Source organism: Streptomyces sp. NPDC104381, from assembly GCF_055583745.1.
This window is the reverse complement of sequence record NZ_JBVJNK010000003.1, coordinates 136,191-162,480: the sequence shown is the minus strand read 5'-3', so window position 1 is coordinate 162,480 and position 26,290 is coordinate 136,191. Positions and strand designations below refer to the sequence as shown.

Genomic DNA, 26,290 nt, shown 5'->3' with positions numbered 1-26,290 from the left:
CGGCACGAAACGGGGACGACCCCAGCGGGAGTGAAGCGATGGATCACGGCGGGCACGGCATGAACATGGATCTGCCGCCGTTCACGCTGGGGCGCGGACTGGAGTTCTCCGCGGACCCGTTCTTCCTGATCGGCTGCGCCGTCGCGCTCGCCCTGTACGGGTACGGGGTCGTGCGGCTGCGCCGGCGGGGCGACAGCTGGCCGGTGAACCGGATCGTGCTGTTCGTCATCGGTGTGCTGTCCATCGCCCTGGTGATGTGCACGGGTCTCAACGACTACGGCATGGTCATGTTCAGCGTGCACATGGTGCAGCACATGATGATCAGCATGGTGTCGCCGATCCTGTTGCTCCTGGGCGCCCCGGTGACGCTGGCCCTGCGGGCGCTGCCCGTGGCGGGGCGGGACCGGACGGGTCCGCGCGAGCTGCTCCTCAAGCTGCTCCACAGCCGCTACATGAAGATCATCACGCATCCGGTGTTCACGATCCCGCTGTTCATCGCCAGCCTGTACGGGCTCTACTTCACCCCGCTGTTCGACTTCCTCATGGAGTCGAAGACGGGCCACATCGCGATGATGGTGCACTTCCTGGCGGTCGGGCTGGTGTTCTTCTGGCCGATCATGGGCGTCGACCCCGGGCCGCACCGGCCCGGTTACGTGATGCGGATGCTGGAGCTCTTCGCGGGCATGCCGTTCCACGCGTTCTTCGGGATCGCCCTGATGATGGCGAGCCAGCCCATGGTGAAGGCGTACGAGAATCCGCCGGCCTCGCTCGGCATCGATGCCCTGGGCGACCAGTCGGCGGCCGGCGGCATCGCCTGGGCGTTCAGCGAGATCCCCTCGGTACTGGTGCTGATCGCGCTGGTCTTCCAGTGGTACCGGTCCGACCAGCGCACGGCGAAGCGCTCGGACCGTGCGGCCGACCGGGACGGCGACCAGGAGCTGAAGGCGTACAACGCCTATCTCGCCTCATTGCAGACGCGCGGGCAGTAGCGCCGGACACGCTCGAGGGGTGACCATGGCTTCACCGGCCGTGCGGCCGGGTGAGGAGCGTGCGCTCATGCCTGGATCCACAAAAACCATGGGAGTGCTCACCGTCGGGGCGCTGGTCGCGGTGACGGCGTACACGGTGGCGCTGGGGAGCAACGGCTGGCTCTGGTTCGGCTGGGTGGTCCTCGGGCTGGCCACACTGGGGATGGTCGCCACCCGCGACACCTGAGGCGTCACGGGACACTCCGGGCCCGCCGGTTTCGGGTGGGGCGCGGCGGCATGTCCCGGCCTTCCGGGAGGAGTCGGGTGCGCGCGGGCGGGCCGCTCATCGCGCGGCGCGCCTCCCGAGGAGGTACGCCGCGGTGACCGCGACCCCGCGGTCCTCGTCGTGCGCCAGCTCCTCCAGGGCGCGTTCCGTCGTTGCGCCCGGGATGTCGGCCAGTGCCTGGGTGAGCCGTCGGCGTACCGCCGGACCGGCGTCCGGACGGGCGAGTCGGCCGACGAGGCCGTCCGCGATCCGGTCCGCCAGGTCCGGCGTACCGGCCAGCGCGCTCAGCGCGTCGGCCGCGTCGACGTCCCGCATCTCCTCGACGATCATGTCGAGGAGCGTCGGCACCGCTTCGGCCTCCCCGCGCGCCCCGAGCGCCAGCGCCGCGTGTCCGCGGACGGCGGGGTCCTCGCTCGCGAGAGCGCTCCGCAGCAGTACGGTCACCTCGTCCCCCGGGATCTCGGCGAGGGCCTGCACGGCGCGCCTGCGTACGTCGGCGACCGGTGAGGCGAGTCCTTCCGCCAGCAGCCGCGGTCCGTCGTCGCCCGATCGCGCCAGGGCCCACCGGAACGCACCGGCCACATGCGGGTCCGCCTCGTTCAACGCCGCCTCGACCAGTGCTTCCACCGGCACGGCGTCGTCGACCGAGGACAGGGCGGCGCGCTGGCGGCGCCCCGCGCTCTCGGACGTCAGGCCCTGGAGAAGAGCCACGGTCCGCAGGACGTCCTCCCAGCCGGCGGGCCGTGAGGCACCGATCCTGCCGAGCCGTGTGAGCAGCTCCGTCTCCTGCGCGATGCGCTCCCTGGTCCCCCGGATCAGGTCCTCGACGAGCCCGGAGGGTGTGAAGCCGGGATCGTCCAGCGCACGGCCGACCTCCCGCAGGGACAGCCCGAGCGACCGCAGGCTCTCGATGTGGAAGATCCGGCCGATGTCGTCGTGCGTGTACTCCCGGTAGCCGCCCCCGGTCCTCCCCGTCGGCCGCAGCAGCCCGAGCGACTCGTAGTGCCGGAGCATGCGGGCGCTGACCCCGGACCGCCGCGCCACCTCACCGATCAGCACGCTCTACTCCCCGTCCTCCCCGTCCGTACCGAAAGCCCCGTCCGTGCCGAGGGCGACCACGCGCTTGGCCTCCTCGATCGCGAAGCCGAAACCGGCGTCCGGGTCCCGCAGCAGTTGTTCCGTGGCGAGGGCGTGGGCGCGTGCACCGGGGTCGGGGTGCGCCGCCGCCGTGTGCAGGGCGGGCAGGATCGCTTCACCGAGCGCGATCAGCGCCCGGCTGAGGCTCAGCTGCATCTCCCGTCCGCCACGGCCGAGTTGTGTCGCCAGGGTGTCCGCGAGCTCGCCCTCCTCGCCGGGCGGCACCAGGACGACCGCCGCCCGCCAGGCGCTCCGCGCCACCTCGTCCTCCGCGTCGGACAGCAGAGCCCGCGTGATCACCGGCCACGCCCGCCGGTCCCCGATCTTGGACAGGGTGTGCAGGGCCTGGCTCCGCGCCTGGTCATGCTCCGAGCGGACCTCGCCGACGAGTGCGGGGACCGTCACGGCGGCCGGGTGGCGGGTCAGCGCCCAGGTGAGCATCTCGCGGACCTGGAAGTCGGGTTCGGCCGCGCAGCGTTCGAGGAGCTTTCCGACGAAGCGGGGGTCGGGCGTCGTGCCGACCGCCATCGCCGCCCGCAGCCGCACCGCCGGGCGGTCGGCCTCCAGCCCCTGAAGGGCGCGCGTCATATCCGTGTCCTGCGTCGGCAGGGTCATCGGTACCACCTCCTCGGCCCCACTGAAGACCTTGCCACGGTGACAAGGTCAAGTTTCGGACGTGTGTACGGTAAGCCGGGGTGTCGCGTCGGGGTGGGGCGCGGACCTCCCGTTCCGGATCCGGCGCGAAGGAGTCCCGTGAAGCACAGTGTGGTCCTGGTGATCCTCTTCGTCGTGCCGGGCCTCTGGGGAGCGGCCACCCTGGGAAGCGCGCTGACGGCGTCGACCGACATCGTGTGCCCGGGGGAGAACGTGCGCGCGGACGGGGAGGAGCATCCGGGCCCCATGCGGCCCGGGGACACCCGGTGCGCGGTGCTCGACGGCGACGTCCCGCTCGGCACGCGCACCTTCGAACAGCAGCGGCGGGTCCAGTCGTCGGAGCGGCGCGAGGACGCGGTGACCGGCGCGGTGCTTCTCGCGTACGGCACCGCGGGCGGGCTCCTCGTGTGGCGCGCCCGGCGTCCGGAGTCCGGCCGGGACTGACCCGCGCCGAGGCCAAGGCGGGATCACGGTCCCGGCCTCACCCCTTCGGGCTCCTGCGTTCCCAGGCCTCCCTGACCTCCAGCGGGATCCGCCCCCGAGGCGGTACGTCGTAACCGAGGGCCCGTGCCCAGGAGCGGATCGACCCGGTGTCGACGGGACGGTGGTCGGGGACGGGCGCGGGGTGCGGGCCGGGTTGCCGCGGGACGGGGCGGGCCGGTGTGAAGCCGGCGGGACTCCCGCGGAGGCCGGCCGGGAACAGGGGAACCTCGATCCGCCCGCCGAGGACGGCGGCGAGGAACGCGGTCAGGGTTCCGTCGTACGTGAACCAGTCCGGGCCACGGGCCTGGTTGACCGCGATGCGCCAGCGGTCGGGTTCCGCCGCGGGGTCCGTGATCCAGAAGAGGTACTCGCCGTTGTCGGTCACGGCGCACGCGAAGAGCGTCTCGGGATCGTACGGAACGGGGTGCGTGCCCTGGGCGCGGTCCTTGCTCAGCCGCGCCCGGATCCGGCCGGGCACGGGGCCGGTGAGGTCGGTGTACTCCGTCGCGCCGTGCGGGTGGTAGAGGTGGACGAAGCCGCCGAACGCTCCGGGCCCGTAGCGGTCGGCGAGCTCCTTGTAGTCCTGCGGCAGCGGCATGCCGAGGCTCGCCTCGACGGTCCCCCAGTGGATGTTCGTGGTTCTGCCCGGGGGTGGGCAGAGCGTGGTGAGAGCGGTCATTGCGGCCATCGGTCTCCTGAGGCTCCGGTCCTGGATCGCGATCGTCCGGCCGGCGGCGGCGTCGGGGCGTCGGATCCTCGGCCCAGTGTGGCGGATGAACGGGACAGGTCGCACGAAACGGTGACCATCACCCCCGTACGGGCGCCGGGGCGGTCCCACGTTCGGACAGGAGCCGCATGACATGGCCGACCGTCATGAGCCTCTCGTCGACCGTGGCGTCGCCGGGGGCCTGGATCTTCGCCCCCGCGTAGGAGAGCGCGCCCCCGGCCGCGCGGAGACAGCGGCGCACCTCCTCGGCGTCCATGAGGGAGGTGGGCTCGTCCTCGGTGAGGGGCAGGTGCGCGTCCGCCCACGGTCCCCCGTACCGGTTCGCGGTGGGGCCGGCGCCGGAGAACATGACGCCCTCCAGCAGGCCTTCGGAGGCGAGCTCGACGATCTGGGCGAGCGGCCGGGACGGGTCCCGCGCCTCGATCGCCGAGCGGCCCCAGTTGACGGTGATGCCGATCCCGGCCTCACGCGCGAGGGGGATCTCCTCCTCCAGCGACAGGAACCGCTTCTCGCCCGGGAAGGCCGGCGTGTACACGTCGCAGTGTTCCAGGACGAGCCGGGTGGACCAGGCGCCCCCGGCCGGTGCGCTCGCCGCGATCTCTTCGAGGGACCGGGCGAACATCTCTCCCACGGCGGTCGTCGAGGGCGCGGTGTGGACGTGCAGGGCGGAGACCGACCGCTCGCCGGTGAGCTGGTTCAACTCCTCTGCGGCGGCCCGGGCTTCGCCGACGAAGGCGAGCGCGGCCTGCCGGCCGTCGTGGTCGCCCGAGGCGAGCCCGAAGGCGCCCGAGGCCCCGACGCGCGTCATCGTGCCGGGAATCAGGGTGATCACCGAGCGGGTGAAGCGGCCCCGCATCTGTGCGGCCAGCCATCGCACGTCCGCACCGAGGCCGTCGCGGAACGGGAGTTCCAGCCCGTCGGCGAGCCCCCGGCCGGCCAGGCCCTCGTAGAAGTGCTCCTGGTCAGCGCGCCGTGAGGGCAGCGCAGCGTACGCGCCCACGAGGGCGACCGGTCGTTCCGTGTGCATGGTGTGTGGGGTCTCCGATTCATGGCGTCGTCACGCCGAGCGCCTTGCCGATGGGGTCGTAGTGCGCCGTGACGGCCGCGTGGAAGAGCTCGGTCTCGGTCGGCAGCAGGTCGCCGGGCACGGGCGCCCCGTGACTGCTCCGACTCGCGACGGCCATCTCGCCCCCTGGGTTCACGGTCCTGGAGGTGACCCTACCTAAGATCAGACGTCTGATGTTTCGGATGAGCCTTCAGCACGGAGCGTCCCCGCGAAGGCCGGCGAGCCCGACTCCCGCCGCACACGGCCTCCCGGAGACACCCGTAACACGGCTACGATCGATCACCTGAAAGAGCCGACGAGTTCATCACGCTGTGCGCGACCTGGCAGAACGCGGCCAACAGCCCGGTCCGGAAGGCTAGGAGAGAAGCTGTGTTCTATTACGTCCTGAAATACGCGGTGCTGGGACCTCTGCTCCGGCTGCTGTTCCGGCCCCGCATCGAAGGGCTCGAGCACATCCCCGACGACGGTGCCGCCATCGTCGCGGGCAACCATCTCTCCTTCTCCGACCACTTCCTGATGCCGGCGATCCTCAAGCGCCGCATCACGTTCCTCGCGAAGGCCGAGTACTTCACCGGCCCCGGGATCAAGGGCAAGCTGACCGCGGCGTTCTTCCACAGCATCGGGCAGATCCCCGTGGACCGGTCGGGCAAGGAGGCGGGGCAGGCGGCCATCCGCGAGGGCCTGGGGGTGCTGGAGAAGGGCGAGCTGCTGGGCATCTATCCCGAAGGCACCCGCTCGCACGACGGGCGGCTGTACAAGGGCAAGGTGGGGGTCGCCGTGATGGCGATCAGGGCGGGCGTCCCGGTCATCCCCTGCGCGATGGTCGGCACGTTCGAGATCCAGCCGCCCGGACAGAAGGTGCCGAAGATCAAGCGGGTCACGATCAGGTTCGGGGAGCCGCTGGACTTCTCCCGCTACGCCGGCATGGAGAACCAGAAGGCGGCGATCCGGGCGGTCACGGACGAGATCATGTACGCCGTCCTCGGCCTCTCCGGCCAGGAGTACGTCGACGAGTACGCGGTCAAGGCGAAGAAGGCCGCACAGGCCGAGGAGTCCAGGAAGTTCCCGCGCCGGCCACGCTGAGCGGGGAATCTGCTGAGGGCCGATCACCCTGGTCCGGCCGGTGAGGCCGCCGTAGCGTCTGCCGTATGAGCAGAGGACGAGCTTTCGTACTGGGCGCCACGGGACAGATGGGCCGGCCCGCGGTGCGGGCCCTGGCCGAGGACGGCTGGGAGGTGACCGCGGTCTCGCGCGGAGGCGGCCGGGACGACGGCTGGGACGCGGACGTCCGCTCCGTCGTGCTGGACCGCGAGGAGAAGGGGGCGCTGGAGGCGGCGCTGGGCGACGGCTGCGATGTCCTCGTCGACATGGTCGCCTTCGGCCGGGAACACGCCGCGCAGCTCACCGGTCTCGCCGGCCGGGTGGGTTCCGCCGTGGTCATCTCCAGCGCCGCAGTGTACGAGGACGAGCGGGGCCGGAGTTTCGACACCCAGGAGGAGCCCGACGGCTTCCCGGAGTATCCCGTGCCGATACGGGAGACCCAGCGCACGGTCGTGCCCGGGGACTCGACGTACGGGAGGAGGAAGGTCGCCCTGGAACAGGAGCTGCTCGCGGCCGGTGACGCGCTGCCGGTGACACTGCTCCGGGCGGGCGCGGTGCACGGTCCGCACTGCCGGACCCCGCGCGAGCTGTACTTCGTCAAGCGCCTGCTGGACGGGCGCCGCCGCAGGGTCCTGGCGTACGGCGGGCGGAGCCGCTTCCACCCGGTCCATGTGTCCAACGTCGCCGAGCTGATCCGTCTCTCCGCCCGGCGGCCGGCTTCCCGGGTCCTCAACGCCGGGGATCCGCAGGCACCGACCGTCGCCGGGACGGCGGAGGCCGTGGACGCCGTGCTGGGTGTGGAGACCCGGACCGTACTGATGGAGGGGCCGCCGTCCGAGGGGGGCGTCGGGGAGACACCGTGGGGCGGCGCGCATCCCGTGGTCCTCGACATCTCCTCCGCCGAACGGGAGTTGGGCTACCGCCCGGTGACGGGGTATGCCGAGTCGCTGCCGCGGACGGTCGAGTGGCTCGCCGCGCGGCTCGACGGACGGGACTGGAGGGAGGCCTTCCCCAAGATGCTGCGGAGCTACGGCGAGAGCCTCTTCGACTACGCGGCGGAGGACGCCTGGCTGGAGCGGTACGACGGGAAGGCGTGAGCGCGCGTCGCACCGGCCGAGGGGGTGAACGGGCGGCCGCCGGACTTCATCGGCCGCCCGCTCACGTCAGGTGGTGATCACGGCGTCGGCGTGGCGTGCGGGGTGCACGTCACATCGCGCCGGTCGGTCTTCCCGGTGAGCAGGTAGGTGTCCACCCGCTCGTTGACGCAGGGGTTGACCAGACCGGTGACACCGTGCGATCCGGCGCCCTTCTCGGTGATGAGACGGGAGCCCTTGAACCGCTTGTGCAGCTCGACGGCGCCCTCGTACGGGGTGGCGGCGTCGCGCGTGGACTGCACGATGAGCACCGGCGGGAGGCCCTTGCCGGTACGGACGTCCAGCGGGGTCTGCTGCTTCGCCGGCCACGTCGCACACGGCAGGTTCATCCAGGCGTTGGCCCATGTCATGAACGGGTTGTCCCGGTGCAGCCGTGTGTTGTCGCGGTCCCACTTCTTCCAGCTGGTGGGCCACTTGGCGTCCGTGCACTCGACGGCCGTGTAGACGGCGTTGCCGTTCTCGGCGCTGATGTTGCCCGCGGTGTCCGACAGGTCGGGTGCCGCCGCGTCGATCAGCGCCTGGGTGTCGCCGCCCAGGTAGTCGCTCCAGGTCTGGGCGGTGGGCGCCCAGGCGGAGTCGTAGTACGGCGCGCTCTGGAAGAAGCCGATGAGCTCGGCCGGGCCGAGGACCCCGCCGATCGGCTTCTTCTTGGCCTCGGCACGCAGCTTCAGCCACGCCTTCTCGACCTTCTCGGGCGTGTCACCGATGTGGTAGGCCGCGTCGTTCTTGGCGACCCAGGCCTTCCAGTCGTTCCAGCGCGTCTGGAAGGCGATGTCCTGGTTGAGGTTGGCCTCGTACCAGATGTTGCTCTTCGCCGGGTTGACCACGCTGTCGACGACCATGCGGCGTACGTGCGACGGGAAGAGCGTGCCGTAGACCGCGCCCAGGTACGTCCCGTAGGAGACGCCCAGGAAGTTGAGCTTCTTCTCACCGAGCGCGGCGCGGATGACATCCAGGTCGCGGGCGGTGTTGGGCGTGGTCATGTGCGGCAGCATGTCGCCGCTGCGCTCGGCGCAGCCCTCGGCGTACTCCGCCGCGAGCTTGCGCTGGGCCCGCTTGTCGGCCTCGCTGTCCGGCACCGGATCGGCCTTCGGAGCCTTCACGAACTCCTGGGGGTCGATGCAGGAGATCGGCGCCGAGTGGCCGACGCCGCGCGGGTCGAAGCCCACGAAGTCGTACGCCTTCGCGGTCTTCGTCCAGAGCGGGTTCTTGGTGACGATGCGCTTGGGGAACGCCATGCCCGAGCCGCCGGGGCCGCCGGGGTTGTAGACGAGTGCGCCCTGGCGCTCGCTCTTCGTGCCCGTGCTGACGTGCCGGTCGACCGCGAGCTTGACCTGCTTGCCGTTCGGCTTGGCGTAGTCGAGCGGAACGCTCACCCACCCGCACTGGATGGGTGCGGCGATCGCCCAGTCCGCCGGGCAGTCCGCCCAGTCGATTCCGGTCCTCGCTGCCCGGGCCGCCGCGATCTGGACGCCGCGCGCCTCCTGGTCGCCGTGGTGCCTGCTGTCGGCACCGGCGGCCGGTGCGGCTATCGCCCCTGCTATGAGCGTGCCCGCGATCAGAGTGCCGGCCGAACCGAGCACCGCTGTGCGTCTCAAGTGGAACCTCCCCCTGCGTGATGCGCCGACGGTGGCGGCGCGTTGGTTCATCAGTCCAGGAGGATCCTTTCGTCTGTGAGGTTGCTGAGAACAGGGCGTACACGTGTTTCTTTACCGAACCAATAACCGGTGCTCTCTGTCCCGCTGAGCGAACTCACGCTTCCTGGAGCGGTTCTGTCTCCTTCAACAGGCTCTCCAGCGCCTCGTCCAGCACGGCGCGCAGCAGCCGGGCGTCCGCGGCGAGCGCGGTCACCAGGACGGCGGGCCCGGCCAGCGGGGTGAGGGCGGCGCGGGGTCCGAGCGGCCTGGGCGCGGGGAGGCCGTCCTCGAAGGCCGGGTCGACGACGAGCAGCTGCCCGACGGCACGGTGGCCGCCGAGGACGGCCGCACCGTCCCAGCCTCCGGGGGCCCCCGGGCCGTACGCCAGTTGCTGGTCGAGCAGTGGCCGCCCGGCCCTGCGGACGGTCAGGCGGGTGGAGAGCCGGCCGGTGCGTTCACCGTGCCGGCCCAGGACCTGTTCCTCGCGCAGCACCAGGCGTGCGGTGGCGGCGAGGTCGGCCCGGGTGGTCAGGTCGAGTTCGCTGCCGTACGCGGAGACGATCTGTTCGGGGAGCCAGCGGAGTTCGGCCCCCTCCCCCACGCCGAGCCGTACGTCGTACGAGGCGGGTACGGCGTCCGGGCCGGCGCCCGGCAGTGCCACGGTGGCGGCTGCGGAGTCCACGGTCAGCCGTGCGCCGTCCCCGGCCAGGACCTCGACGGCGAGCCGGTCGCCGCCCAGCGGGGCGCTCATCGCGCCGACCACGGTGACGCGGGCGTACGCGGGATCCGGTGATCTGGTCCGGCGCAGTGCGAGCGGGCCCTCGCTCTCCAGGACCGGGAGGGCGGTGGATCCCCGTCCGTCGGCGGCGGCCGTGATCCGGGCGGTGGCCGTGACGCTCATGCGGTCCAGTCCGCGAGCCGCTCCCGGACCCAGTCGGCGACCGGTGCGACACCGTCGGCGCCGGTCAGCGAGGTGAAGACCACGGGGAGGTCACCGCGCTGTGCGGCTGCGTCCCGTGCCATCCGGCCCAGGTCGGAGCCGACGTAGGGGGCGAGGTCGGTCTTGTTGACAACGAGCAGGTCGGCGGTGGTGACACCGGGGCCGCCCTTGCGGGGGATGTCGTCGCCGCCGGCGACGTCGATCACGAAGACCTGGGCGTCGACGAGCCCCTTGGAGAAGGTCGCGGTGAGGTTGTCGCCGCCCGATTCGACGAGGATGAGGTCGAGGGGGCCCACGGAGTCCTCCAGGTCCTCGACGGCTTCGAGGTTGGCGGAGATGTCGTCGCGGATCGCGGTGTGCGGGCAGGCGCCGGTCTCGACGGCCTGGATGCGCTCGGGCGGCAGGACGGCGTTGCGGAGCAGGAAGGCGGCGTCCTCGCGGGTGTAGATGTCGTTGGTGACGACGGCGATGGAGATCCGGTCGCGCAGGGCACGGCAGAGGGCGGCGACGGTGGCCGTCTTGCCGGATCCGACCGGCCCTCCCAGGCCGATCCGCAGTGCGCGGCGGGTCCCGTCGGGGCGTGTGGAGTCGGCGCCGACGGCGGCCGGACCGGTGTGCGTGTGGTCGAGGTGCATGGTGCGGCTCCTGGTGAGGGCGGTGGGGCGGGGCGCGTGTTCAGGACGCGAAGAGGCGGACCGGCCAGGCCGCGTGGGCCTCGGCCGAGATGTCGAGCAGCGGGGCGGAGGCGGCGGGCAGCGCGTCGATGCCGTGGCGTGCGGCTTCGGCGGCCTGCCCGGCGACCCGGTCGAGGGCGGGGGCGAGCCGGGCGAGGACGGCGGCGGCCTCGAAGGGGTCCAGGGACAGCAGGCGGACCACCGCGGTGGCGGGGCCGCTGACCGTCTCGTACGCGACGCAGTGTGCGGCGTCGGCGGGTTCCAGGCCGGCGGAGCGCGCCGTGAGCCCGAGGACGACGGGCTGGTGGGCGCCGCGTGGCCGGGCTTCGGCGAGCGCGGCCAGTTCGGCGCTCGGCCAGGTGGCCCGGGCCGCTCTCATCAACTGCCGGCCGAGTTTGCGGGCGGTGTTCCTGAGGGCGGGCGAGGGGGTCCGGGCGTCGGCCGCCTCGTCGAGGGCGAGCGGGTCGAGGCCCTGGGCCGCCGCGGCGGCCAGGGCGGCGGAGGTGAGCCCGGTGGTGTGGAGCCGGCCCAGGCAGAACTCCTCCAGGTCCCGGGCGTCGCGGATGCGTCCCGCCTTGACGGCCGGTTCGGCGCCGCCGGAGTGGGCGTGGCCACCGGCGGGGAACCGGCCGTCGGCGAGGACGAGCAGGGCTGCGCGCGTCGTCATGAGGTGCTGTCCCGCCCTCAGAAGAGGAAGTAACGCTGGGCCATGGGGAGTTCCGCGGCGGGCGCGGGTTCGACCGGGTCGCCGTCGATCGTGACGGCGAAGCTGTCGGGATCGACCTGGACCCGGGGCAGGGCGTCGTTCTCCCGCATGTCCGCCTTGGTGACGCCCCGGGTGCTGGTGATCGGCACGAACTCCTTGCCGAGTCCGAGGCGTTCGGGCAGCCCGGCCTCGACGGCCGCCCCGGACACGAAGTTGAGGGAGTTGGCCGCGGGGGCCCGGCCCACGGCGCCGAACATCGGCCGGGGCATGACCGGTTGCGGGGTGGGGATCGAGGCGTTGGCGTCGCCCATCTGCGCGTACGCGATCTGGCCGCCCTTGATGACGGTCTGCGGCTTGACGCCGAAGAACGCCGGGTCCCACAGCACGAGGTCGGCGAGCTTGCCGGTCTCGACGGAGCCGATCTCCCGGTCCAGCCCCTGCGCCACCGCCGGGTTGATGGTGTATTTGGCGACATAGCGACGTGCCCGGTGGTTGTCGGCGGGGCCGTCGCCCGGCAGGGCGCCGCGCCTCCGCTTCATCACGTGGGCGGTCTGCCAGGTCCGCAGGACGACCTCGCCGATACGGCCCATCGCCTGGGAGTCCGAGGAGATGATCGAGATGGCACCGAGGTCGTGCAGGATGTCCTCGGCCGCGATGGTGGAGGGCCGGATCCGGGACTCGGCGAAGGCGAGGTCCTCCGGCACGGTCGGGTTGAGGTGGTGACAGACCATCAGCATGTCGAGGTGTTCCTCGATGGTGTTGACGGTGTGCGGCCGGGTCGGGTTGGTGGAGCTGGGCAGGACGTAGGGCTCCGAGACCACGCTGATGATGTCGGGGGCGTGCCCGCCGCCCGCGCCCTCCGTGTGGTACGCGTGGATGGACCGGCCGGCGATGGCGGCCAGGGTGTCGGCGACGAACCCCGCCTCGTTGAGCGTGTCCGTGTGGATGGCCAGCTGGGCGCCGGTCTCCTCGCACACGCCCAGGCAGGCGTCGATGACGGCGGGGGTGGCGCCCCAGTCCTCGTGGATCTTGAATCCCAGCGCTCCGGCGCGCAGTTGGGAGTGCATGGCCTCGCGGGACATCGTGTTGCCCTTGCCGAGCAGACCGATGTTGACCGGGTAGCCCTCGAGCGCTTCGAACATCCGGGCGAGGTGCCAGGGGCCGGGGGTGATCGTGGTGGCCTTGGTCCCTTCGGCCGGTCCCGTGCCGCCGCCGACCAGTGTGGTGATCCCGGAGGAGAGCGCCTGGTCGACGAGGGTCGGCGAGATGAAGTGGACGTGGGCGTCGATGGCTCCGGCGGTGATGAACTTGCCGTTCCCCACGATGATCTCGGTCTCGGGACCGATGACCAGCTCGGGGTGGACCCCGTCCATCGTGTCGGGGTTGCCGGCCTTCCCGATGCCGGTGATCCGGCCGTCGCGGATGCCGATGTCGGCCTTGACGACGCCCCAGTGGTCGATGATGACGGCGCCGGTGACGACGGTGTCGGGTGCGCCCTCGGCGCGGGTGGTCCGCGCCTGGCCCATCGACTCACGGATCACCTTGCCGCCGCCGAACACGGCTTCGTCGCCGGCCCGTCCGGGGCCTCCGGAGCGGTCCTCCTCGATCTCGACGACGAGGTCGGTGTCGGCGAGCCGGATACGGTCGCCGGTGGTGGGCCCGAAGAGATCGGCGTACACGGGACGGCTGAGCTCAGGCATCGAGGGGACCTCCGGTGACGCCGCGCAGGCCGGGGACGGTGCGCAGACCTGCGAGCGGGACGAGTTCGACGTCGACGGGGATGCCGGGCTCGAAGCGCACAGCGGTTCCCGCGGCGATGTTCAGCCGCAGCCCGTGGGCCGCGTGGCGGTCGAAGTCCAGACCGGGGTTGGCCTCGGCGAAGTGGTAGTGCGAGCCGACCTGGACGGGCCGGTCCGCGGCGTTGAGGACGGTGAGGCGGGTGACGGGGCGCCCGTCGTTGAGCGCGATCCGCCCCTCTGCGAACAGGATCTCTCCGGGAATCATCGGCCGCTCCCCCGTCAGACGATCGGTTCGTGGACGGTGACCAGCTTGGTGCCGTCCGGGAAGGTGGCCTCGACCTGGACGTCGTGGATCATCTCCGGGATGCCGTCCATGACGTCCTCGCGGGTGAGGATCTTCCGGCCGGATGCCATCAGTTCGGCCACGGTCCGGCCGTCGCGGGCGCCCTCCAGGAGGTGCGACGTGATCAGCGCGACCGCCTCGGGGTGGTTCAGCCGCAGCCCGCGCGCCCGGCGCTTCTCGGCGACGTCGGCGGCCACATGGATGAGCAGGCGTTCCTGTTCGTGCGGAGTCAGTTGCACGCTTCCACCCTCTTCGTCTCCCGCCCGGTACCTGCCCCGGGCGCAGCGGGACCCTATCCCGCCTTCAACACTCTGTTGAACGGTGAAGAGGGCTCCGCGACCAGGTATGGAACGTTAGGGCGGAAGTTTTTCCGGCGCGTTAACTGATCCTTGACGGATCCATGGACATCAGGCCGCGCAGGCCGTTCTCCAGGACGTCCGGCTCGACCCCGCCGAACAGCGCCTCCTGGGCGATGAATCCCTGGGCGGTGGCGATCAGGGTGCGGGCCACGTCGTCGGCCGGAACGTCGGCGCGCATCAGCCCGGCCGCCCGGTAGGCGTCCACCAGCTTCGCCCAGGCCGCGCGCATGCCGGTGTAGCCGTCGTCGAGGGTCTTGGCCAGCCGTTCGTTGCGCATGGTCTCGGCCCACACCTGGACGATGAGCGCGGCGATCGTGCGGCGCTCCATCCCGTACACCTGGTCCTCGAAGACCCCGCGCACCACCCTGCCCAGCAGGATGTCGGGGGTGGGCGGCGGGGTGAGCTCGGCGGCCTCCTCGAAGGCCCGCCGGATGCTGACGAACGCCTCGTCGGCGATGGCGGCGATCAGGTCCTCCTTGCCCGCGAAGTAGCGGTAGACGGCCCCGGCGGACAGTCCGACCTCCCTCAGCACGTCCTGCATCGAGGTGCCGTGGAAGCCGTTACGGGCGAAGCAGTGCGCGGCACCGACGAGGATCTGCCGGCGGCGGGCGTCGAGGTGCTCCTGGGATACGCGTGCCATGGCCCCAATCTAAAACGAACGTTCCTTCTTGACAAGCGTCCGGACCCGGGGGGACAGTGGCCGCCTTAACTAAAACGAACGATCCTTCTCTTTGAATTGAGGCAGTCGTCATGCCTGCTGCGCCCAACCGCCGCGCGCTCGCGGTCATCCTCCTCGTCCCGCTGATCGTGACGCTCAGCCTCTGGGCGTTCTCCTGGCCCGCCGCCCGGATCGCCCCACGCGACCTGCCCGTGGGCGTCGCGGGCACCGCCCCGGCGGCCGAGCAGGTGCAGAGCCGGTTCGAACAGCGCGAGGGCGCCTTCGACATCCACCGTTACGCCGACGAGGCCGCGGCCCGTGCCGCGATCGAGGACCGGGTCGTATACGGCGCCGTCGTCGTCACCGCAGAGGGCCCGCAGCTGCTGACCGCCTCCGCGGCGAGCCCCGTCGTCGCCCAGCTGCTGGCCGAGGCGGTCAAGGCCTCGGCCCCCGCCGGCACGGCGATACCGGTCACCGATGTCGTCGCGGCGCCCGAGGCCGATCCGCGCGGCGCCGCGCTCGGCGCGAGCATCCTCCCGCTGGCCCTGGCCGGTGTCGCCGCCGGTGCGCTGGTCACCGTCATGGGACTGCGCGGTGCCAGGGCGGCCGTGACCCTCGTCGCGGCATCGGCCCTGGTCGGTGTCGCGGCCACCGCGATCGCCCACAGCTGGCTGGGCGTGGTGGCGGGTGACTGGTGGGCGGAGGCCGGCGCCATCGGGCTGACCGTGCTGGCCATCGCCTCGGCCGTCGGAGGGCTCGCCACCCTGCTCGGCCCGAAGGGCATCGGTGTGGGCGCGCTGCTGATGGTGCTGCTCGGCAACTCCTTCTCGGGTGTCACGAGCGCCCCTCAGCTGCTGCCCGAACCGGTCGGCGCGATCGGTCAGTGGCTCCCGCCGGGGGCGGGCGGCTCGCTGCTGCGGTCGGTCGCGTTCTTCGACGGCGCGGCGGCGGGCGGCGGCGCGCTGACCCTGGCCGTGTGGGCGGCCGTCGGCCTGGCCGCCGTACTGGCCGGCGGCCGCCGGCGCCCGGAGCCGGACGCTCCGTCCCCCTCCTCCGCCGGGCACCCCGAGCCCGCCCTCGCCGGCTGACGGGACACCACCCGGACGAGCCGCGCCCTCGCCGGACTGGCGGGGGCGCGGCTCCCGCCGTGCCACGATCGTGCGCGAACAGGGCCGGCCGCGCCCTCCCGCGCCGCGGTGCGGCTCGGGGCAGGAGCCCCCGGCCGCCGACATGCCCTGCCGGGCACCCGGGTAGTCATTCAGCGACCCGCCCCGAGGAGCCGCTGCGGGGCCTGCCCTCCGATCTCGGCACCCGGGCCCGCGAGTTGACGCGCGAACACCTGTCGCTCACGGCCGTGCCGGCCCACCGCACGGGCGCTCCCCACAAGAGATCAGCGCCGACATCGAACGGGACACCTTCCTCGACGCCCCGGCCGCCCCGGCGTTCGGGCCGGTGGACCACGTCATGGAGAACCGCGCACCGTCCCGGCCGCCGCACCCGCGAGGTGAACGCCCGATGCTCCCACCCCAGTTCCCGCCGCTTCCCGCCCTGACCCGCGCCGAGGCCGAGTTCATCGACCGCTACCTGGAGGCGCTCGACCAGCTCGGCCGCATCAACCCCGCCCGTGGCAGCGACACGTACGGGGCGCTCCGGGCGGCCCAGGCGCTCGCGTCCAAGGCCGCCGCCCTCCGGGACGCGCTGGTGTTGATGCACGAGCGGGGTGAATCGCAGATCCACGCGGACACCTTGGCCAGGGCACTGCGGCTGCTGGACGGCGAGCGTCGCGCCGCACGGGTCGCCGTGCCACCCGCGCCGTCGAGTTGAACGCCTCACCACCGGTCGCGGAACCCGCCTTTCGGCGCCTCTTCTCGACACGCCCGGCGGGCCGATGAGTTTTGCTCGCTCGATCGGCGTAGAAGCTACCCCGCCCGAGGGACAGCCCAACTTGCGCAACGGGCGCGGACGCTGAGCGGAATCCGTTGTTCCGCCGCTGGTACGCGGCTGGTCCGGCCCGGTCGTCACGGCTCCCGGGTGGCCGCGTCCACCCGATCGGATCAGTCGTGACGACTCTCACATATCGCCACTTCAGCGAGGAAATCCGGCAGTGCGTGCGTAAAGATCCCTGGGACGACAAGCCCCCGCCACCGCGGCGGGGCGGTCCGGGCGGACGCCGAGTCCTGCCGCCGTCCGGATGCCTGGTCGACAGAAGTGGATCGGCAGGAGTGGAGGACCCGAGCACAACGGGCCGGCCGGGCAACCGGACGGCCCTCGGGGTGAAGCCGCACCACGCGGCCGGGCAACTTCGCCAGCCCGAACCCGACAGGTCATCCTTCACAGGCGGCTGACGAAGGGTTGCGCATGACTGCGCAGGTTCATGTCCCGTCTCTGTTCGCCCGTGTCGGTACGGCTTCGGTTCTGACATTCGCCGTAGGCACCACCATGATGGCCCCCGGTCTCGTGAACGACGCCGAGGCCGCGACCCATTCGACGAAGGCGCTCAAGATCGCCGCCTCGAAGAAGGGGTCGCCCTACAGATGGGGAGCCACCGGCCCCCATCGGTTCGACTGCTCCGGTCTCACGCTCTACTCGTTCAAGAAGGCCGGCAAGAAACTCCCCCGTACGGCTCAGCAGCAGTACAACAAGACCCGCCATATCTCCAGGTCGCAGCGGAAACGCGGCGACCTGGTCTTTTTCCATGCGGGCAGCAGTGTGTACCACGTCGGCATCTACGCCGGCAGCGGCAAGATCTGGCACTCACCGAAGACAGGCGCCGTGGTCCGGCTGGAGAAGATCTGGTCCGGCAACGTCTGGTACGGGAGGGTCGCCTGACACCCTCCCCCTTCCGGTTCAGCGCAGCAGGGGGCCCGTCACCAGTACGAGCCCCAACGCGGTGAGCGCCGTGCCGCTGCCCCCCTCGATCGCGCGGGAGGCACGCGGCCGGCGCAGCCACCGCCCCAGCCGGGCCACGAGCAGGGCCACCGAGGAGAACCAGACGAGCGCGAGCACGACGACCACCGAGGCCAGCAGCAGGGTCCTGGGAAGCGCCGACCGCCCCTCGGGGACGAACTGGGGCAGCAGGCTGAGGAAGAGCACGGGGGCCTTCGGGTTGAGGGCGTTGGTCAGGAAGCCCTGGCGCAGCGAGCGTCCGAGTCCCGGCAGCGCCCGGCCCGGGTCCTCCTCCTGGGCTTCGGCGCCCGCGCCGGTGGTGGCCGCCCGGCGCCACATCGCGTACAGACCGCTGAGCCCCAGGTAGAGCACGTACGCGCCGCCGAGCAGCTGCACGGTGCGGAACAGGACGGGCATCGTCACGAGGACGGCGGCGAGTCCGGCGGCGGCCAGCGCGGTGTGCACCAGCAGCCCTCCGGCGACCCCCACCGCGGTGGCGAGCCCGGACCGCCGGGATGCGAGGGCGTTGCGTACGACGACCGTGAAGTCGGCGCCGGGGAGGGCCACCATTCCCGCGGCGACGGCGACGAAGGCGAGCAGTTGTGCGTCCATGGGTCCACCTTGGCCGCTCAGGCCCTTTAGCATGTACTTGCAATATTCTGGGTCTGCCGAAAGGAATGCTTAATGTACGACCCGACGCGGCTGGCCGCGCTGGTGGCGGTGTCCGAGGCCGGCTCGATCACGCGCGCGGCGGCGCGGCTGGGTTACACCGCGCCCGCGCTCTCGCAGCAGCTGGCCAAGCTGGAGCGGGAGGCGGGGGCCGCGCTCCTGGTCCGCCATCACCGTGGGGCACGGCTGACGGCGGCGGGTGAGCTGCTGGCGGGGCGGGCCAGACGCGTGCTGGACGAGATGGAGCAGGCGCGGCACGAGCTGGCCGGGCTCGCGGGGCTGTCGGGCGGCCGGCTGCGCGTCGGTACGTTCGTGACGGCCGGGATCCATCTGCTGCCGCCCGTGCTCACGGCCTTCCGGCGCGCCCACCCCGACGTGGAGCTGGCCGTCACGGACTACGAGCCGCCCGCCGGGGTCACCGCGGTGGCGGCGGGTGACGTGGACCTGGCGCTGACCCATGCGTACGAGCCCGCGGCTCCCCAGCCGCTGCCGGCCGGGCTGTCGGCCGAGCCGCTGCTCGTCGAGGAGCTGGTGCTGGTCACCGCGCTCGGGCAGATGCTGTCCGAGGGCGGCGGCCCGCTGCCGGTGGCCGAACTCGCGGGCCGTCCGCTGATCAGCAGCGCCCCCGACCATCCGCCGCGGCGCGGGGTGGAGCGGGCGCTGGCCGAGGCGGGTGCCACCCCGGCGGTGGTGTGCGAGTCGCCCGGCTACGCCCTGGTCTGCGCCCTGGTCAGTGCGGGGATCGGCGTGGCGGTGGTGCCGGAGATGGTGGCGGCGATGTCCCCGGCGCCACTCGCCGTCCGGCGGCTGGAACCCGCCGCATTCCGGCGGACGATCTCCGTGGTGCACCGCGGGGACCGGAACACCCCGGCGGCGACGACGCTGATGGCGCTGCTGCGCAGCGGCTTCGGCCGGGCCTCCGCAGGCTGAGGACCGGCCCGCTCCACGCAGGGGCCGATCCATCCGGGAGCCGCTCCGCACAGGGCCCCGCTCCCGCGGCCGGCACGCGTCCGCCGCGTCAGGCCTGGGCGGGAACCGGCCAGGGAAGGGCCACCGCCACGGTCTTGCCCCCGTCGGCGGTGGGACTGACGCTCAGCCGGCCGCCGTGCTCCTTCGTCAGGGCCCGGATGATCACCATGCCGCGCCCGTTGTCCTGGCGTACGGCGGCGGGCAGCCGCTGGGGCCGGCGCGGGTGGCTGTCCGTCACGCCGAGGTAGAGCTCCACGTCCCGGTCGAGACGGAGGTCCACCGTGAAGGTGGGCGACTGGCCGAAGGTGTGCTGGACCGCGTTGGTGGCGAGTTCGGAGACGATCAGCCGGACGGTGTCCGCGGTGTCGCCGTCCTCGGCGAGGCCCCATTCGGTGAGCACCCGGGCCACATGTCTCCGGGCCGTGGAGACCGAGGCCGGATCGCTCGGCAGGGTGACGGATGCTTCCTGATGGTCTGCCATGGCGACGCCGTCCCTTTCCCGGCCCGACCGGCCTGTGACCGAGCCTGGATTGTGCTTCGCGCCAGAGTGCCACCGATGCCGCCCGCGATGACGGCGATCCACCAAGATATGCATATATCTGTCGCTCGTTACGGTGAACCCCGTCCCCGCTCCCGCGCGCCGGCCTCACGCCCGGAGGGGACACGGGTCCACCGCGGCTCCGCTCCTCGGCGAGCGCCCGTTCAGCTGGCGGACAGCGGTGCCGTCGCGACGACCGTGCCCACGGCGGCCGCGATCTGATCGTGCGTCAGGTCGGCGCGGGCGGTCAGCCGAAGCCGGGAGATCCCGTCCGGCACCGACGGCGGGCGGAAGCACCCCACCGCGAGACCCGCGGCGCGGCAGTCGGCGGCCCAGCGCACCGCCGACTCCGCGGAGGGGGCGCGGACCGACACCACGGCGGCGTCGGGGCGCACCGCGGTCAGCCCGGCCGCCGTGAGCCGGCCGTGCAGCTCGGCGGCGACCGCCCCGGCCCTCGCCGCGCGGTCCGGTTCGCGGCGCAGCAGACGCAGCGCGCCCAGCGCCGCGCCGACGGCGGCCGGGGCGAGACCGGTGTCGAAGATGAACGTACGGGCCGTGTTGACCAGATGCTGGATGACGCGGGCGGGGCCGAGCACCGCCCCGCCCTGGCTCCCGAGGGACTTGGAGAGGGTGAGTGTGGCGACGACGCCCTCGTCGCCCGCCAGTCCGGCCGCCGCGAGGGCGCCGCGCCCGCCCTCGCCCAGGACGCCCAGCCCGTGGGCGTCGTCGACGAGAAGGGCCGCGCCCGCCTCGCGGCAGACGTCGGCGAGTCCGGCGAGCGGGGCCGCGTCGCCGTCCACCGAGAAGACGGAGTCGGTCACCGTCAGAGCCGGTCCGTCGTGGGTGAGGAGCGCCTTGCGCACGGCCTCGGGGTCCGCGTGCGGGACGACGGCGGTGGCGGCCCTGGAGAGCCGGCAGCCGTCCACGATCGAGGCGTGGTTGCCGGCGTCGGACACGATCAACGCGTCGTGTCCGGTGAGCGCCGTGAGCGCGGCGAGGTTGGCCGCGTAACCGGAGGAGAAGACCAGTGCCGCTTCGAACCCGCAGAACGCCGCGAGTTCCCGCTCCAGTTCGGCGTGCAGCGCGGTGGAGCCGGTGACGAGCCGCGAGCCGGTGGACCCCGCGCCCCAGGTCCGGGCCGCATCGGCGGCCGCGCCGGTGACCTCGGGGTTCCGGCTCAGCCCCAGGTAGTCGTTGCTCGCGAGGTCCAGGAGTTCCGTCCCGGCGGGCCGGGGGCGGAGCGTCCGGACGAGTCCGGCGTCGGCGCGGCGCCGGGCCTCGTCGTCGATCCAGTCGAACGGGGCGTAGGGCATGGGCGGGTCCCTTTTTGTAGGCAGCTCACAGACCCTAACCGGGTGCGCAACAGGCCAGGGTGTGGCAATACCCACAGCATCGGCAGCCTTAACTGTCCGGTTCCTCCTTGGCCGATGGCGGTGCCGTACGTCAGGATCAACGCCATGGACCTGCTGAATACGCTGGTGGACAAGGGGCTGCGGCGCGAACTGCCGACCCGTGACGAAGCGCTCGCCGTGCTGGCGACCTCCGACGACGAACTGCTCGACGTGGTGGCGGCTGCCGGAAAGGTACGCCGCCAGTGGTTCGGGCGGCGCGTGAAGCTGAACTATCTGGTGAACCTGAAGTCCGGGCTCTGCCCCGAGGACTGCTCGTACTGTTCGCAGCGGCTCGGTTCCGAGGCGGGGATCCTCAAGTACACCTGGCTGAAGCCGGACGAGGCCACGAAGGCCGCCGCCGCCGGGGTCGCCGGTGGCGCCAAGCGCGTCTGTCTGGTGGCGAGCGGCCGGGGGCCGACGGACCGGGACGTCGACCGGGTGTCGCGGACGATCGAGGCGATCAAGGGGGAGCACGAGGACGTCGAGGTGTGCGCGTGCCTCGGGCTGCTCTCGCAGGGCCAGGCCGACCGGCTGAGGTCCGCGGGCGCCGACGCGTACAACCACAACCTCAACACGTCGGAGGGGACGTACGGGGAGATCACGACCACCCACACGTACGCCGACCGGGTGGACACCGTGCAGCAGGCCCAGGCCGCCGGGCTCTCGGCGTGCTCGGGGCTGATCGCGGGGATGGGTGAGACCGACGCCGACCTGGTGGACGTCGTGTTCTCGCTGCGCGCGCTGGACCCCGACTCGGTGCCGGTGAACTTCCTGATCCCGATCGAGGGCACCCCGCTCGCCAAGGAGTGGCACCTCACCCCCCAGCGGTGCCTGCGCATCCTGGCGATGGTCCGGTTCGTCTGCCCGGACGTCGAGGTACGGCTCGCGGGCGGGCGCGAGGTCCATCTGCGCTCGATGCAACCGCTCGCCCTGAACCTGGCCAACTCGATCTTCCTGGGCGACTATCTGACCACCGAGGGCCAGTCGGGCCAGTCCGACCTCGACATGATCAAGGACGCCGGGTTCGAGGTGGAGGGGGCGGACACCACGACGCTTCCCGAGCACCGGGCTCCGGCGGGCGGCGGCTGCGGCTCGCACGAGGGCTCCTGCGGACCGTGCGGCGATGCCCCCGAGGCGGCGCCCGAGGCCGTCGCTCCCGTGGCCGCCGCGGAACCGTCGGAGGCCCTGACTGCGCGTACGGATCTGGTGGCGGTGCGCCGTCGCGGTGCCGGGACGGACCTCGCGCCCAATGCCTGATCCGCTCGGCCCCGCCGAACTCCGCGCCCTGGACCGGGCCCATGTCTGGCACCCCTACGGCCCGATGCCGGGCCGGCAGGAGCCGCTGGTCGTGGAGTCCGCGTCCGGGGTGCGTCTCCGGCTCGCCGAACCCGCCCACGGGCGACGCGAGTTGGTGGACGGCATGTCGTCCTGGTGGTCGGCGGTCCACGGTTACAACCATCCGGTGCTCAACGAGGCCGCCCGCGGCCAGCTGGACCGGATGAGCCATGTGATGTTCGGCGGGCTCACCCATGAGCCCGCCGTCCGGCTGGCGACCCGGCTGGTGGAGATCACTCCGGAGCCGCTGCGGCACGTCTTCCTCGCCGACTCGGGATCCGTCTCCGTCGAGGTCGCGGTGAAGATGTGCCTGCAGTACTGGCGTTCGGCGGGACGGCCCGCCAAGCAGCGGCTGATGACCTGGCGCGGCGGGTACCACGGGGACACCTGGCAGCCGATGTCGGTGTGCGACCCCGAGGGCGGGATGCACGAGCTGTGGTCGGGCTCGCTCCCCCGGCAGGTCTTCGCGGACGCCCCTCCGGACGGCTTCGACGCCGAGCCGGACGACGCGTACGCGCGCCATCTGCGCGAGCTGGTGGCCGCCCATGCCGATGAGCTGGCCGCGGTGATCGTGGAGCCCGTGGTGCAGGGGGCGGGCGGGATGCGCTTCCACTCCCCCGCCTATCTGCGCGTGCTCCGCGAGGCGTGCGACGCGAACGACGTACTGCTGGTGTTCGACGAGATCGCGACGGGGTTCGGCCGCACCGGGCAGTTGTTCGCGGCCGGCCACGCCGGGGTGTCACCCGATGTCATGTGTGTCGGCAAGGCGCTGACCGGCGGCTATCTGACGCTGGCGGCCACGCTGTGCACCTCGCGGGTGGCGGAGGGCATTTCGAGCGGGGACGTGCCGGTGCTGGCCCACGGGCCGACGTTCATGGGCAATCCCCTCGCCGCCGCGGTCGCCTGCGCCTCCGTGGACCTCCTGCTGGGCCAGGACTGGGAGCTGGAGGTGAAGCGGATCGGAGCGGGCCTGCGCCAGGGGCTGGCGGAGGCCGCCGGTCTGCCCGGTGTACGGGACGTCCGGGTGCTGGGCGCGATCGGCGTCGTACAGCTCGATCACGAGGTGGACATGGAGGCCGCGACCCGGGCCGCGGTCCGCGAGGGTGTGTGGCTGCGCCCGTTCCGCGATCTCGTGTACACGATGCCGCCGTACGTGACCGGGGACGACGATGTGGCACGGATCTGCCGGGCCGTGTGCGCCGCGGCGAAGGAGGGATGAGATGACGGTCCTCGTGGTGACCGGTACGGGCACCGAGATCGGCAAGACGATCGTGACCGCGGCGGTGGCGGCGGCTCACCGGGACCTGAGGGTCGCGGTGCTCAAGCCCGCCCAGACCGGCCTCGCGCCGGGTGAACCGGGGGACGCCGCCGAGGTGGCGCGGCTGGCCGGCTCCCATGTGACGGCGGTCGAACTGGCCCGTTTCCCGGAGCCGTTGGCCCCGGAGACGGCGGCACGGCGGGCGGGCCTCGCCCCCGTACGTCCGTACGAGATCGCCGAGGCGGCCCAGAAGCTGGCGACCGAGCACGACCTGGTGCTGGTCGAGGGCGCGGGCGGGCTGCTGGTCCGCTACGACGCAGAGGGGGCCACGCTCGCGGACGCCGCGCGGCTGATGGCGGCGCCCGTGCTCGTGGTGGCCCCGGCGGGTCTGGGCACGCTCAACGCCACGGCGCTGACGACCGAGGCGCTGCGTGCGCGCGGGCTCGCCTGCCCCGGCGTGGTGGTGGGGAGCATGCCCGCCGAGCCGGACCTGGCCTCACGGTGCAACGTCGACGACCTTCCGGTCTCCGCGGGCGTCCCGCTGCTCGGCGCGGTACCGGCCGGTGCGGGGGCGCTGGACCCGGCCGACTTCCGGGCCCGGGCGGCGGGTTGGCTGGCACCGGAGCTCGGCGGGAATCGAACCGCCGGCTGAGCGGCTGAGCGGGGCCCGTACGGGGGAGAATCCGAGGAGAGCCGTATTCACGTGCCCTCCGAGGAGGTCCGATCATGCTTCGGCGCAGCGCACCAGTCCCCCGGGACGCGGTGCACCACCCGGTCTTCGCCCGCTTCTACGCCCGGATGAGCGTGGCGGCCGACCTCAAGGGGGGTGTGGCCGACCGTCGGGACGAGCTTCTCAGCGGCCTCTCCGGCCGGGTCATCGAGGTCGGCGCGGGCAACGGTCTCAACTTCGCGCACTACCCCGGATCCGTGTCGGAGGTGGTGGCGATCGAGCCCGAACGCAGCCTGCGGCAGATGGCGGCCGGGGCGGGACTCCACGCGGAGGTGCCGGTCGACGTGGTGCCCGGCACGGCGGAGGCCCTGCCGGTCAAGAGCGAGGCGTTCGACGCGGCGGTGGCCTCGCTGGTCCTGTGCACCGTGCGGGACCTGCCGCGGGCGCTGGCCGAGATCAAGCGGGTGCTGAGGCCGGGCGGTGAGCTGCGCTTCTTCGAGCACACCCTGGCTCCCGGCCGGGCGCTGGCGACGGCGCAGCGGGCGGCGGACCGCACCGTGTGGCCGCTGCTCTTCGGGGGCTGTCACACCGCGCGGGACACGCTCGCGGCGATCGAGGAGGCCGGCTTCGAGCTGGGGGTCCACCGCAGGTTCCGTATCCCGGCCCGTGGCGTGCGGCTGCCGAGTTCCCCGTGCGTGCTCGGCGTGGCCCGCAGGTCCGCCGTGGTGGACCGTGCGGCGGAGGCCGGCTGAGGAGCGCGGGTCACAGGCTCCAGCGGCGCAGCTCGTCGGCGATGGTCCTGACGTCGGCCTTGCCCTCCTTGACCAGCCGGGCGAGGTCGCGCACCTGCTCGGGAGAGGTGATGACCTTGAGCCCGGAGGCGACGAGGTAGCCGTAGGCGACGGCGGAGGCGAACATCGCGTTGGAGTGCTCCAGCGCGGGCACATGGAGCAGCAGCTGCAACAGGGCGGCGGCCCGCGCGTGCGGGTCGCTGTAGACGGGGCTGCCGAAGATCTCCGCCTCGTGCCGGCTGACGGCGGCGACGAGCGCACCCCAGTCGACGACCTGCGGATCACCGGGCGTCTTGTGCTCGGCGACCATGAGCAGCCAGGAAAGGTCGATCTGCAGGTTCAACGGGTGCCTTTGCGCTCCGGGCCGAACTCCTCGGCGAACACCGACTCGTACTGCTTCATGAAGTCGGCCGCGGCTTCGACGAAGGTGTGTCCCACCTCGCCCGCATCCCGTTTGACGAGCTCCTCTATGTAGCGGTTCACGCTCATCCCCCGCTGCAGGGCGCGCTGTCGCGCCGCCTCGGCGGTGGCCTCATCCACTCGGACGTTCAGCTGAGTCTTGGGCACGCCCTCACGCTAGCGCGAGTGCGCTAGCACCCGCAAGGGGAGCGGGACGGCGCGGGCGCACCGGCGCGAAAGGGGTTCGCCGTTCGCCGGGGCGCTCTGATTGGCTCGGCACATGACCGATCTCGACATCCGCCACGCCACCCCCGCCGACATCGACGCCGTGCTGCACTTCTGGTGCCGGGCCGCGGAGGGCACCAGCATCACCGACGACCACGAAGGGGTGGCCCGGCTGATCTCACGGGACCCCGAGGCGCTGATCCTCGCGGAGCGCGGCGGACTGATCACCGGCACCGTCATAGCCGGCTTCGACGGGTGGCGATGCTCGGCGTACCGGCTCGCCGTGCACCCCGACTGCCGCAGGCAGGGCATCGCGACCGCGCTCCTGGACGCGGCGGAGCGGCGATTCGTAGCGCTCGGCGGGCGACGGGTCGACGCCATGGTCCTGGAGTCCAACGAGCGGGCCCACCACGCGTGGGGCGCGGCTGGCTACCATCGCGAGGACCACTGGCGGCGCTGGGTCAAGTCCTTGTGACCGCCTCCGGCGCCTCCAGAGGGCCATGACCCTCCGCAAGCCGTCCGCCACC

General features: G+C 72.4%; 32 protein-coding genes and 1 riboswitch. Of the genes, 14 read left to right on the top strand and 18 right to left on the bottom strand.

Annotation, left to right across the window (positions count from 1 at the left end; all coding sequences use genetic code 11):
• The first annotated feature begins 38 nt into the window (after positions 1-38).
• Complete coding sequence (locus ACZ607_RS10310) at positions 39-989, top strand: cytochrome c oxidase assembly protein (RefSeq protein WP_469733736.1); 951 nt, start codon at positions 39-41, stop codon at positions 987-989.
• 67 nt (positions 990-1,056) lie between these two features.
• Complete coding sequence (locus tag ACZ607_RS10305; RefSeq protein WP_164493765.1) at positions 1,057-1,215, top strand: hypothetical protein; 159 nt, start codon at positions 1,057-1,059, stop codon at positions 1,213-1,215.
• A gap of 96 nt (positions 1,216-1,311) precedes the next feature.
• Here the strand turns inward: ACZ607_RS10305 and ACZ607_RS10300 are convergent, their stop codons facing one another.
• Positions 1,312-2,313, bottom strand: a complete 1,002-nt coding sequence (locus ACZ607_RS10300; RefSeq protein WP_469733734.1) for a HEAT repeat domain-containing protein — start codon at positions 2,311-2,313, stop codon at positions 1,312-1,314.
• A gap of 3 nt (positions 2,314-2,316) precedes the next feature.
• The gene (locus ACZ607_RS10295; protein ID WP_469733732.1) at positions 2,317-3,006 is read right to left on the bottom strand and encodes a HEAT repeat domain-containing protein; all 690 of its coding nucleotides are present in this window, start codon (positions 3,004-3,006) and stop codon (positions 2,317-2,319) included.
• Between the two features lie 138 nt (positions 3,007-3,144).
• Between ACZ607_RS10295 and ACZ607_RS10290 the strand changes: the two genes are divergently transcribed.
• On the top strand, positions 3,145-3,489 hold the full coding sequence (locus ACZ607_RS10290; protein WP_469733729.1) for a hypothetical protein: 345 nt from the start codon (positions 3,145-3,147) through the stop codon (positions 3,487-3,489).
• A gap of 37 nt (positions 3,490-3,526) precedes the next feature.
• Here ACZ607_RS10290 and ACZ607_RS10285 read toward each other — a convergent pair whose 3' ends face one another.
• The 3 genes from ACZ607_RS10285 to ACZ607_RS10275 all read right to left on the bottom strand — a co-directional run bounded on the left by ACZ607_RS10285 (position 3,527) and on the right by ACZ607_RS10275 (position 5,439).
• Complete coding sequence (locus ACZ607_RS10285; RefSeq protein WP_469733727.1) at positions 3,527-4,216, bottom strand: Lsr2 family DNA-binding protein; 690 nt, start codon at positions 4,214-4,216, stop codon at positions 3,527-3,529.
• Positions 4,217-4,334: 118 nt separating this feature from the next.
• On the bottom strand, positions 4,335-5,282 hold the full coding sequence (locus ACZ607_RS10280; protein WP_469733725.1) for a DUF4862 family protein: 948 nt from the start codon (positions 5,280-5,282) through the stop codon (positions 4,335-4,337).
• Between the two features lie 19 nt (positions 5,283-5,301).
• Complete coding sequence (locus ACZ607_RS10275; RefSeq protein WP_469733724.1) at positions 5,302-5,439, bottom strand: hypothetical protein; 138 nt, start codon at positions 5,437-5,439, stop codon at positions 5,302-5,304.
• Positions 5,440-5,690: 251 nt separating this feature from the next.
• Between ACZ607_RS10275 and ACZ607_RS10270 the strand changes: the two genes are divergently transcribed.
• Positions 5,691-6,404: a lysophospholipid acyltransferase family protein gene (locus tag ACZ607_RS10270; RefSeq protein WP_469733722.1), complete on the top strand. Its 714-nt coding sequence runs from the start codon at positions 5,691-5,693 to the stop codon at positions 6,402-6,404.
• A 65-nt stretch (positions 6,405-6,469) separates the two neighbouring features.
• Positions 6,470-7,519, top strand: coding sequence for an NAD-dependent epimerase/dehydratase family protein (locus ACZ607_RS10265; RefSeq protein WP_469733720.1), 1,050 nt, complete (start codon positions 6,470-6,472; stop codon positions 7,517-7,519).
• Positions 7,520-7,596: 77 nt separating this feature from the next.
• Here the strand turns inward: ACZ607_RS10265 and ACZ607_RS10260 are convergent, their stop codons facing one another.
• From ACZ607_RS10260 to ACZ607_RS10225, 8 genes are all read right to left on the bottom strand, one after another.
• A complete protein-coding gene (locus ACZ607_RS10260) occupies positions 7,597-9,174 on the bottom strand; it encodes an alpha/beta hydrolase (RefSeq protein ID WP_469733717.1) in 1,578 nt (525 codons plus the stop codon).
• Positions 9,175-9,328: 154 nt separating this feature from the next.
• Positions 9,329-10,114: an urease accessory protein UreD gene (locus ACZ607_RS10255; RefSeq protein WP_469733715.1), complete on the bottom strand. Its 786-nt coding sequence runs from the start codon at positions 10,112-10,114 to the stop codon at positions 9,329-9,331.
• The gene (gene ureG, locus ACZ607_RS10250) at positions 10,111-10,788 is read right to left on the bottom strand and encodes an urease accessory protein UreG (RefSeq protein WP_469733713.1); all 678 of its coding nucleotides are present in this window, start codon (positions 10,786-10,788) and stop codon (positions 10,111-10,113) included. Before ureG ends, ACZ607_RS10255 begins: the two co-directional genes overlap by 4 nt.
• Positions 10,789-10,828: 40 nt before the next feature.
• A complete protein-coding gene (locus ACZ607_RS10245) occupies positions 10,829-11,494 on the bottom strand; it encodes an urease accessory protein UreF (RefSeq protein ID WP_469733711.1) in 666 nt (221 codons plus the stop codon).
• A 17-nt stretch (positions 11,495-11,511) separates the two neighbouring features.
• Positions 11,512-13,233, bottom strand: coding sequence for an urease subunit alpha (locus ACZ607_RS10240; protein WP_469733709.1), 1,722 nt, complete (start codon positions 13,231-13,233; stop codon positions 11,512-11,514).
• Positions 13,226-13,537, bottom strand: a complete 312-nt coding sequence (locus ACZ607_RS10235) for an urease subunit beta (protein WP_469733707.1) — start codon at positions 13,535-13,537, stop codon at positions 13,226-13,228. The genes ACZ607_RS10240 and ACZ607_RS10235 overlap by 8 nt, the downstream gene beginning before the upstream one ends.
• A 14-nt stretch (positions 13,538-13,551) precedes the next feature.
• Entirely contained in the window at positions 13,552-13,854 is a 303-nt protein-coding gene (locus tag ACZ607_RS10230) for an urease subunit gamma (RefSeq protein ID WP_469733705.1), read from the bottom strand.
• Between the two features lie 139 nt (positions 13,855-13,993).
• Entirely contained in the window at positions 13,994-14,614 is a 621-nt protein-coding gene (locus ACZ607_RS10225; RefSeq protein WP_469733703.1) for a TetR/AcrR family transcriptional regulator, read from the bottom strand.
• Positions 14,615-14,724: 110 nt separating this feature from the next.
• Here ACZ607_RS10225 and ACZ607_RS10220 point away from each other — a divergent pair, with 110 nt between their 5' ends.
• From ACZ607_RS10220 to ACZ607_RS10210, 3 genes are all read left to right on the top strand, one after another.
• The gene (locus tag ACZ607_RS10220) at positions 14,725-15,720 is read left to right on the top strand and encodes an ABC transporter permease (protein WP_469733700.1); all 996 of its coding nucleotides are present in this window, start codon (positions 14,725-14,727) and stop codon (positions 15,718-15,720) included.
• A gap of 427 nt (positions 15,721-16,147) precedes the next feature.
• Positions 16,148-16,456 carry a hypothetical protein gene (locus ACZ607_RS10215; RefSeq protein ID WP_469733698.1) on the top strand — a complete coding sequence of 103 codons (309 nt, stop codon included), beginning with the start codon at positions 16,148-16,150 and terminating at the stop codon, positions 16,454-16,456.
• A 358-nt stretch (positions 16,457-16,814) separates the two neighbouring features.
• A riboswitch (cyclic di-AMP (ydaO/yuaA leader) is annotated at positions 16,815-16,987 on the top strand.
• A 3-nt stretch (positions 16,988-16,990) separates the two neighbouring features.
• A complete protein-coding gene (locus tag ACZ607_RS10210) occupies positions 16,991-17,461 on the top strand; it encodes a C40 family peptidase (protein WP_469733696.1) in 471 nt (156 codons plus the stop codon).
• An 18-nt stretch (positions 17,462-17,479) separates the two neighbouring features.
• Here the strand turns inward: ACZ607_RS10210 and ACZ607_RS10205 are convergent, their stop codons facing one another.
• On the bottom strand, positions 17,480-18,130 hold the full coding sequence (locus tag ACZ607_RS10205) for a LysE family translocator (protein ID WP_469733694.1): 651 nt from the start codon (positions 18,128-18,130) through the stop codon (positions 17,480-17,482).
• A 72-nt stretch (positions 18,131-18,202) separates the two neighbouring features.
• Here ACZ607_RS10205 and ACZ607_RS10200 point away from each other — a divergent pair, with 72 nt between their 5' ends.
• Complete coding sequence (locus ACZ607_RS10200; protein WP_469733692.1) at positions 18,203-19,117, top strand: LysR family transcriptional regulator; 915 nt, start codon at positions 18,203-18,205, stop codon at positions 19,115-19,117.
• 88 nt (positions 19,118-19,205) lie between these two features.
• On the opposite strand, the gene ACZ607_RS10195 is transcribed toward ACZ607_RS10200, so the two are convergent.
• Positions 19,206-19,637 carry an ATP-binding protein gene (locus ACZ607_RS10195; RefSeq protein ID WP_469733690.1) on the bottom strand — a complete coding sequence of 144 codons (432 nt, stop codon included), beginning with the start codon at positions 19,635-19,637 and terminating at the stop codon, positions 19,206-19,208.
• 221 nt (positions 19,638-19,858) lie between these two features.
• A complete protein-coding gene (locus ACZ607_RS10190) occupies positions 19,859-21,007 on the bottom strand; it encodes an 8-amino-7-oxononanoate synthase (RefSeq protein ID WP_469733688.1) in 1,149 nt (382 codons plus the stop codon).
• 144 nt (positions 21,008-21,151) lie between these two features.
• On the opposite strand from ACZ607_RS10190, the gene bioB reads away from it, so the two are divergent.
• From bioB to ACZ607_RS10170, 4 genes are all read left to right on the top strand, one after another.
• Positions 21,152-22,342: a biotin synthase BioB gene (gene bioB / locus ACZ607_RS10185; RefSeq protein WP_469733686.1), complete on the top strand. Its 1,191-nt coding sequence runs from the start codon at positions 21,152-21,154 to the stop codon at positions 22,340-22,342.
• Positions 22,335-23,639, top strand: coding sequence for an adenosylmethionine--8-amino-7-oxononanoate transaminase (locus ACZ607_RS10180; protein WP_469733684.1), 1,305 nt, complete (start codon positions 22,335-22,337; stop codon positions 23,637-23,639). The genes bioB and ACZ607_RS10180 overlap by 8 nt, the downstream gene beginning before the upstream one ends.
• 1 nt (position 23,640) lies before the next feature.
• Positions 23,641-24,330 carry a dethiobiotin synthase gene (bioD, locus tag ACZ607_RS10175; RefSeq protein WP_469733682.1) on the top strand — a complete coding sequence of 230 codons (690 nt, stop codon included), beginning with the start codon at positions 23,641-23,643 and terminating at the stop codon, positions 24,328-24,330.
• A 74-nt stretch (positions 24,331-24,404) separates the two neighbouring features.
• Positions 24,405-25,100 carry a class I SAM-dependent methyltransferase gene (locus tag ACZ607_RS10170; protein WP_469733680.1) on the top strand — a complete coding sequence of 232 codons (696 nt, stop codon included), beginning with the start codon at positions 24,405-24,407 and terminating at the stop codon, positions 25,098-25,100.
• Between the two features lie 10 nt (positions 25,101-25,110).
• Here the strand turns inward: ACZ607_RS10170 and ACZ607_RS10165 are convergent, their stop codons facing one another.
• On the bottom strand, positions 25,111-25,482 hold the full coding sequence (locus tag ACZ607_RS10165) for a fic family toxin-antitoxin system, toxin component (protein ID WP_403995064.1): 372 nt from the start codon (positions 25,480-25,482) through the stop codon (positions 25,111-25,113).
• On the bottom strand, positions 25,479-25,706 hold the full coding sequence (locus ACZ607_RS10160) for an antitoxin (RefSeq protein WP_099172088.1): 228 nt from the start codon (positions 25,704-25,706) through the stop codon (positions 25,479-25,481). The genes ACZ607_RS10165 and ACZ607_RS10160 overlap by 4 nt, the downstream gene beginning before the upstream one ends.
• 112 nt (positions 25,707-25,818) lie before the next feature.
• Between ACZ607_RS10160 and ACZ607_RS10155 the strand changes: the two genes are divergently transcribed.
• Positions 25,819-26,238, top strand: a complete 420-nt coding sequence (locus ACZ607_RS10155; RefSeq protein WP_469733677.1) for a GNAT family N-acetyltransferase — start codon at positions 25,819-25,821, stop codon at positions 26,236-26,238.
• Positions 26,239-26,290 lie beyond the last annotated feature (52 nt).